The 8,152-nt window shown below is 69.2% G+C and carries 6 protein-coding genes; all 6 read right to left on the bottom strand.

The features are described 5' to 3' along the window. Window positions 1-192 precede the first annotated feature (192 nt). The gene (locus AB1I47_RS21355) at window positions 193-591 is read right to left on the bottom strand and encodes a flagellar protein FlhE (protein ID WP_354685717.1); all 399 of its coding nucleotides are present in this window, start codon (window positions 589-591) and stop codon (window positions 193-195) included. A gap of 38 nt (window positions 592-629) precedes the next feature. After that, a complete protein-coding gene (locus AB1I47_RS21350; RefSeq protein WP_354685716.1) occupies window positions 630-1,346 on the bottom strand; it encodes an RNA polymerase sigma factor FliA in 717 nt (238 codons plus the stop codon). 93 nt (window positions 1,347-1,439) lie between these two features. Then, window positions 1,440-2,234 (bottom strand): MinD/ParA family ATP-binding protein, encoded by a 795-nt coding sequence (locus tag AB1I47_RS21345; protein WP_354685719.1) that lies wholly within the window; start codon window positions 2,232-2,234, stop codon window positions 1,440-1,442. An 11-nt stretch (window positions 2,235-2,245) separates the two neighbouring features. Next, a complete protein-coding gene (gene flhF, locus AB1I47_RS21340; RefSeq protein WP_354685715.1) occupies window positions 2,246-4,588 on the bottom strand; it encodes a flagellar biosynthesis GTPase FlhF in 2,343 nt (780 codons plus the stop codon). Window positions 4,589-4,598: 10 nt separating this feature from the next. Beyond that, complete coding sequence (gene flhA, locus AB1I47_RS21335) at window positions 4,599-6,680, bottom strand: flagellar biosynthesis protein FlhA (protein WP_354685714.1); 2,082 nt, start codon at window positions 6,678-6,680, stop codon at window positions 4,599-4,601. After that, entirely contained in the window at window positions 6,677-7,819 is a 1,143-nt protein-coding gene (flhB, locus tag AB1I47_RS21330; RefSeq protein ID WP_354685713.1) for a flagellar biosynthesis protein FlhB, read from the bottom strand. Before flhB ends, flhA begins: the two co-directional genes overlap by 4 nt. Window positions 7,820-8,152 lie beyond the last annotated feature (333 nt).

Below are 8,152 nucleotides of genomic sequence, written 5' to 3'. Positions count from 1 at the left end.
GGTACGGATGGCTAGCGGTCGGCGGGGGTTGGGGGGGGTAGTCTGGCGGCCGGCTAGGAGTGTGAAGCAGGCTGGCGGTTTCGGGTGCTCCAACGGCGCCCGAACTAGCCTAGGTAAGGTGTTCTCCCTCTCCCGCAAGCGGGAGAGGGAAGCCTGCTGCAGACGTCATCGCAAAACCGATGCAACGCCCAGCTACCTGAATCCCACCACCACTTCATTGCTCCTGCCCTGCAACACCGGCACCAGGCTCCCCTGCCCCGGCACCCGGAACGCAAACACAAAGCCCTTGGTCGCATCATCACCGGCAAACGCATCGGTCTTCCCTTCTGCCTGCGGCAACAGCACGCAGCGATGCGCATTGCAAAGGTAAGCCTGCAGTTCGACAGGTGGCGTCCTGGCGAAGCTGTAGCGCCAGCGCACCGAAGTAATCACGCCTTCCGACTGCGGCAGCACCCCGGTGGGCTGGATCGGCGGCGACACTACGCGTTGGCCGCGGCCATGGAGGGCGGGGCCGTGGACGGAGCCGGTCCACGCGTGTCGGGTGCCGCTGTCAAGCGTGGCCCAGGCGCAGACGGACACTGCGGCAAGCATCCAGCAAGCACCGCGCACGGCGCCGGCTAACACTCCCATCACAACAACCCGCGCAACTGGTTCCGCAAGCGCGTGATGGCCTGGCCGCGGATCTGGCACACGCGCGATTCGGTGACCTCGAGCACCGCGCCGATCTCGCGCAGGTTCAGTTCCTGGTCATAGCACAGCGACAGCACCAGCTTCTCGCGCTCGGGCAGGCGGTCGATGGCGCGGATCAGCGCCTGGCGCATGCCGCTTTCCATCAGCACGGTGAGCGGGTTGCCGTCGTCGCTGCCGCCAAGGTGGCGATCGAGGAAATCCTCTTCGCCGGAGCGTTCGAAGTCCTCGTAGTGCAGCAGCTGGCAGCCGTAGACTTCGTTGAGCAGTTGCTGGTATTCGTCCAGCGGCATCTCCATGGCCTCGGCCACTTCGGAGTCGAGCGGCGTGCGGCCGAGCTTCTGCTCCAGCCCGCGCTGCGTGCGTTCGATGCGGCGCGTGAACTGGCGCAGGCTGCGCGACTGCCAGTCGTTGGCGCGCACCTCGTCGAGCATGGCGCCGCGGATGCGCTGGCTGGCGTAGGTCTCGAAGCGCGCGCCATGCGTGTCTTCATAGCGCTTGGCCGCATCGAGCAGGCCGATCATGCCGGCCTGGATCAGGTCGTCGATCTGCACGCTGGCGGGCAGCTTGGCGGCCAGTTGCAGGGCGATGCGCCGCACCAGCTGTGCGTGCGCCTTGACCACATCGGCCTGTTCGAGCTTTCCCTGGATCGTGTACATGGTGCAATTCTCGTGAATGCTGGATTGCTGGACCGGCACGCCTGGCGGCGGCCGGCTGGCTCAGGGTCTGGTTCGGTTCATTGACATGCGGGCTCAGGCCAGCGCGGGCACGGCTGCGGGTGCGCTTGTCTGCGCGCGCATCGGCCAGCCGCCGATGGCGCCGGCGGTGCGGCGCAGTGCGGTGGTGGCCGGCGCTGCCGGAAACGCCTCGACCACGCAGCGGCCCAGTTGCACGCCGCGCGCCACCAGCGGGTCGGATGGCAGCCAACCCGCGCACAAGGCCTCGACGCCGAGGTACTGGCTGGCGGTGCGCGCCAGGTTGCGCATGATTGCCTGCACGGCGGCCTCGCTGGCCGCCATGTTGACGATCAGGTGGAACCGGCGCCAGGCATACAGGTGGTGCAGGCGCTTGATGCACGCGTATGCGGCGGTGATCGACGCCAGCTCCGGACGCATCACGATCAGCACGTTGTGCGCGCCGCCGGCGAAAGGCGACAGCGCCCCATCGGCATCGGCGGCCGCATCGACCAGCACGCTGCGAAAGGCGGCCAGCGCAGACGGGGGCAAGTCCAGTCCGGCCCGCTGCCGGCCCGCCGGCAGCACCGATAACGCGGCGCTGGTGCCCGCGCCCGCGGCCGCTTCCAGCGGCAGGCGCCCTGCCTGCACGTCGGCAAGCGTTCCCGCCGGGGCGGCGCCGGCCAGCCGCGTCGCGCGCGCCGTGGCCGGGTCTTCGTCGAGCAGCAGCACGCGTTCGCCCTGCATCGCCAGCGCATGCGACAGCCCCAGCGCCACGGTGGTGGCACCGGCGCCGCGCTCGCTGCCGACCACGGCGACGCGGCGCGTGGTGCGTGGCGCCAGCATCCGGCGCAGGCTTTCGGCCTGGTCCATGGCGAGTGCGCTCACTGCAGCACCCCCATCGCGTCGGTGTCGGCGTTGATGGTGGCCGCCGGCGTGGCGGCGCCACGGCCCGGGTAGTTCTCCAGCACGTCGAGCAGCGCCAGCATGCGGCCCATGCCTTCGTTGAGCACCGTGCCCGGCACCGGCGTGCCCGCGCGCGCGGTGCGGCCGGCCAGGCGCGCAAGGAAGGCGGGCGCGGTCGCGGTCGGCGCGTGTTCCAGGCGCAGCACCGACAGGCCCAGTTGCAGCGCGGCCAGCGCGGCGCCGGCGGCGTGGCCGGCTTCGGCGTCCTGCGCGAAGTGGTCGGCGGCATGGCGCAGCGTGCGCAGGCGGGCATCGGCGGCATCGGTCCACAGCGACCAGCGTGCCACCTGCGCGGCGTCTTGCGCCAGCGCGGGATCGCACAGCAGGTAGCGCGTATCGAGCAGTTCGCCGGTGGCGCGATCGACCAGGCGCGCCACTACCAGGCACGCATCGATGCCGCCTTCGGGCGCGCCCTTGCCGCGCACCGGGCTTTCCGGCACGCGCACATCGGCGCTAGCCAGCCAGCGCACGGCATCGCGCTCGCGCACGGTGGCTTCGCCGACGGCGTGGAAGGTCAGCGTATCGGCCAGCGCATCGAGCTTCCAGGCGGCACCGGCGCTGATCACGCGCGCGGTCTTGCGCGCGCTGGCGACCCAGCGCTCGCCGGCCTGCTGCCAGCGCGCCAGCGTGGCGGCGGCGGGCACGGCTTCAAGCAGGTTGACGACCTTGCGCGCGGCATTCATCGCGGCGCGCAGGTTGGCGGCTTCGGCATCGGCTTCGCCGAGCGGCTGGCCGGCGCGGGCGGCGGCAGCGACAGTCGCGGCCAGCGGCATGCCGTCGCGATCGGCCAGCCACAGCGTGTGCTGCAGCGGCTGCGGCGCGCGGCGGCCGGGGACATGTACTTGCAGCGTGGTGGCGATGGCCAGCACGTACTGGTCGCTCAGCCGGCTGACGTCGCGGCAGACCGCTTCGCGGACCTGCTGCGCCATCGCGCGCAATGCCGGCGCACCGGCGGCGCGTTGCTGCCACAGCGAGCGCGCCAGGTCGAAGCCCAGTCCGGCGCCGTTCAGTTCAGCCACGCACTGGCCGAGCGCGTCGGCGCTGTCAGTCAGCGAGCGCAGCACGTCATCGGCGCCGCCCCTGGACTGCACCGCATCGTCGGCAGCGGCGGCCTGGCGGCGGCGCGCCGCATCGGCATCGGCAAACACCGAGCCGCGGCGCGGCGTCAGGAAGGCGCGCTCGACCAGCGCGGTGCTGTTGGCGAGCTCCAGGTGCTCGGGCACACGCTGGCCGGTGGAAGCGTAGAACACCGGCAGCCGGTGACGGATCACCACGTCGAGCACCGAACCCAGGTGCGTGGCTTCGTCCAGCTTGCTGATGATGCAGCCATCGATGCCGCCGCTTTCCGGCGCAGCGTCATGGCGGTAGGCGTGCACCACTTCATTGAGCGTATCGCCGTGGCTGGCGCCGTTGAGCAGCAGCACGCGCTGCACCGGCGCCGGCACGCCTGCGAGCATCGCGATCTGCTCGGACAGGCTGCGGTCGCGCTGGCTCATGCCGACGGTGTCGATGATGACCAGGTGCTTGTCCTTCATCGCCGCCAGGGCGAAGCGCAGGTCGGCCGCGTCCTTCACCGCGTGCACCGGCACGCCGAGGATATCGCCGTAGATGCGCAGCTGTTCGTGTGCGCCGATCCGGAAGCTGTCGGTGGTCAGCAGCGCCAGCTTGTCGGCGCCGTGGCGCAGCACGAAGCGCGCGGCCAGCTTGGCGGTGGTGGTGGTCTTGCCGACGCCGGTCGGTCCCACCAGCGCCAGCACGCCGCCCTGCGCAAAGAGGCTGTCTTCATTGCCGAGCACCGGCAGCTTGCTGGCCAGCTCGGCACGGATCCATCCCATCGCCGCGGGGCGGTCGTAGCCCACCGGCAAGCGGGCCAGCAGCGTCCGCGCGAGCTGTCCGGAGAAGCCCGCGCCGACCATCCACTCGAACAGCGACTCGCGCAGCGGATCGCTGGCGGCAACGCCGTGGCCGGCCGCGGCCGCGGCAGGACCGATGCCGGCCAGCTGGCGCTCGAGCATCGCGCGCATCGACTGCAGTTCGCCGCGCAGGTCGCCGATGGCGGCGGGCTCGACCGCGGGCGCGGGCGGCACATAGACCGGCGCCGTGGCGGACACGCTGCCGAGGTCGGTATCGCGCATGGCGACGATCTCGACGCCGCCTTCCACGGTGCGGTTGGACAGCACCACGGCATCCGGGCCCATCGCTTCGCGCACCTGGCGCATGGCTTCACGGCCGTTGGCCGCGACGAATTTGGCTACGCTCATCGATTGTTCCTCAGGCACCGATCATTGCGGTGATGCGGATATTGCGGTTGTCAGGCACTTCGGCATGCGACAACACCCTCAGTTGCGGCATGGTCCGGCGCAGGAAGCGCGCCATCAGCGGACGCAGCTGCGACGGCACCAGCAGCACGGGATCCAGCCCCATCTGCTCCTGGCGCGTGACCGCGCCCTGGGTCTGCTGCAGCAGCGCATCGGCCAGCCCCGGTTCGATGCCGCCGCCATTGGTCAGCGCCTGCGACAGCACGCGCTCGAGCCCCGCATCGAGGCCGATCACCTGCAGGTCGGCGTTGTTGGGGAAGAGCTGCTGCGTGATCGCGCGGCCCAGCGCCACGCGCACCATCGCGGTCAGCTCGTTGGGATCGCTGACCTTGGGCGCGTGCTCGGCCACCACGTCGAGGATGGTGCGCATGTCGCGGATCGGCACGCCTTCGTCCAGCAGGTTCTGCAGGATCTTCTGCAGCGCCGTCAGCGTGATGGTCTTGGGCACCAGGTCTTCGGTCAGCTTGGGCGAATCCTTGGCGATGCGGTCCAGCAGCGCCTGCACTTCCTGGCGGCCCAGCAGCTCGGCCGCATGCATGTGGATCAGGTGGTTCAGGTGCGTGGCCACCACGGTGCTGGCATCCACCACGGTGTAGCCGTACGACTGCGCCTGCTCCTTGATGCCCGCATCGATCCACACCGCCGGCAGGCCGAAGGCCGGGTCGCGCGTGGCCGCGCCCGGCAGCGTGCCGCTGACCTGGCCCGGGTTGATCGCCATCCACTGGCCCGGCATGGCTTCGCCGCGGCCGATCTCCACGCCCTTGAGCGTGATGCGGTAAGCGTTGGGCTTCAGTTCGAGGTTGTCGCGGATATGCACCACCGGCACCAGGAAGCCGATCTCCTGCGCCACCTTCTTGCGGATGCTCTTGATGCGGCCAAGCAGCTCGCCATCCTGCGCGCGGTCGACAAGCGTGATCAGGCGGTAGCCCACCTCCATGCCGAGCGGATCGACCAGCGTGACGTCGTCCCAGCTGGCTTCGGTCGATTCCGGCGCCACCGCCGGCGCGCGTTCCTCGCGTTGCTTGACCTGCTGCTGCGTGGCGGCGCGGCGCGACATATAGCGGCCCATCCACACCAGCACGCCCGCCAGCAGCAGGAAGGCGAAGTGCGGCATGCCCGGGATGATGCCCATCAGGCCGATGATGCCGGCGGTCAGGTACAGCACGCGCGGGTTGGCGAAGAGCTGGCCGGTAAGCTGCTCGCCCACGTCCTGTTCGTTCGACACGCGCGACACGATCACACCGGCCGCGGTGGAGATCACCAGCGCCGGGATCTGCGCCACCAGGCCGTCGCCGATGGTCAGCAGCGTGTAGTTGTGCACGGCGGTGCCGAAGTCCAGGTCGTGCTGCACCATGCCCACCACCATGCCGGCGGCGACGTTGATGAACATGATCAGCAGGCCCGCCACGGCGTCGCCGCGCACGAACTTGCTGGCACCGTCCATGGCGCCGTAGAAGTCGGACTCCTGCGCCACTTCGGCGCGGCGCTTCTTGGCGGCTTCTTCGTTGATCAGGCCGGCGTTCAGGTCGGCATCGATCGACATCTGCTTGCCGGGCATCGAGTCCAGCATGAAGCGCGCGCCGACTTCGGCGATACGGCCCGCGCCCTTGGTGATCACCATGAAGTTGATCACCACCAGGATCGCGAATACCACGATACCGACCGCGAAGTTGCCGCCCACCAGGAAGTGGCCGAACGCTTCCACCACCTTGCCGGCGGCGTCGGGACCGGTATGGCCTTCGAGCAGCACCACGCGCGTGGAAGCCACATTCAGCGACAGCCGCAGCAGCGTGGTGAACAGCAGCACCGCGGGGAAGGCGGCGAAGTCCAGCGGCTTCTGCGTGTACATGCTGACCAGCAGCACCATGATCGCCAGCGCGATATTGAAGGTGAACAGCAGGTCCAGCACGAAGGCCGGCAGCGGCAGGATCATCATCCCAAGGATCATGATGATCAGCAGCGGCCCGGTCATGGCCTTGAGCTGGCCGGCCGAGCGCAGCGCGGGCAGGTTGAACAAGGAGTTCAGAGCGTTCATGCGTGGCTTTCCGGTACGGCGAGTTCATCGGGCACCGGCAGGTCCGCCGGCGCCTGCGGCTGCGGTCCCTGCGTGTAGTGCCAGTGCTTCAGTTGATAGACCCAGGCCAGCACTTCGGCCACGGCGGTATAGAGTCCGGCGGGGATTTCCTGGCCCAGCTCGACATGGCGGTGCAGCGCGCGCGCCAGCGGCGGCGCCGACATCAGCGGCACGCGGTGCTCGGCGGCCAGCGCGCGGATGCGCGCGGCGACCTCGCCGGTGCCCTTGGCCACCACGCGCGGCGCGCTCATGCGCCCTTCCTCGTAGCGCAGCGCCACGGCAAAGTGCGTGGGGTTGGTCACTACCACGTCGGCCTTGGGCACCTCGGTCATCATGCGGCGGCGCGCCATGGCGCGCTGCTGCTGGCGGATGCGGTTCTTGATATGCGGGTCGCCTTCGCTCTCCTTGAATTCCTGCTTGACCTCTTCCTTGGTCATGCGCAGCTTCTTGAAGAACGCCCAGTACTGCCAGGGCACGTCGATGGCGGCCACCACCAGCAGCGACAGCGACACCACCAGGCAGCAGTGCATCACCAGGTCGATCATGTGCAGCAGCGCTTCCTGCACCGGCGCGTTCATCAGCGCGATGGCTTCCGGCAGCCGCTGCCACAGCACCCAGGCGCCGACGCTGCCCACCAGCAGCGACTTGGCCACGGCCTTGAGCAGTTCCACCAGCGAGTGCGCCGAGAACATCCGGCCCAGCCCGGCAATCGGCGACATGCGCGAGAACTGCGGTGCGAACGACTTGGCCGAGAACACCCAGCCGCCCAGCAGCAGCGGCGCGGCCAGCGCGGCCACGCCGAACAGCAGCAGCAGGGGCAGGAAGGCGAGCAGGCTGTCCCACACCATCACGGCGAAGCGCGACAGCATGCGCGAGGTGTCGAACGCGGTGTCGCGCTCGAAGCGCAGCGCGCCCTGCATGACCTGGTTCAGGCTGCCGCCCATATGGCCGCCCAGCGTCCACAGGCCGGTGACGCCGGCAATCAGCATGACGAACGTGGCCAGCTCACGCGAACGCACCACCTGCCCCTCCTCGCGCGCCTTTTCCAGGCGCCGGGGTGAGGCGGGTTCGGTTTTCTCGAGATCGCTTTCTTCGGACATCCACGCTCCGTGCGAAGCGGCAAGCCGCTATTCGTCAGCAGGGATTATCGAAGCGCGGGGGGCTTCCCATTCAGGGGAAAAGGCGGGGGAATTGGGTGTTGTTTGGGAAATGGGGGACCGATGGTGTTAACGGCGGGCGGCCTCGGAGTCTTTAGGGCAAAAGTGACGAAGCCGTCCAGCAGCGGGCACATTGAAGCAGCCTCCGTCCGCTCACCGAACGCGCGTTTCACATTGTGGAATTCATTTCGGTCGGAACGTCTTTGCGCAGAACGAAACCCGGAACCGCGCTGTCAATATGTCTGGGTCGGATATTGGCCGAGTGGATTCGCAAGG

The sequence above is a fragment of the Cupriavidus necator genome (assembly GCF_040578825.1).
GTDB classification, from domain to species: domain Bacteria; phylum Pseudomonadota; class Gammaproteobacteria; order Burkholderiales; family Burkholderiaceae; genus Cupriavidus; species Cupriavidus necator_E.
The sequence above is the reverse complement of the archived record's forward strand: the minus strand, read 5'-3'. Positions and strand labels throughout refer to the sequence as shown.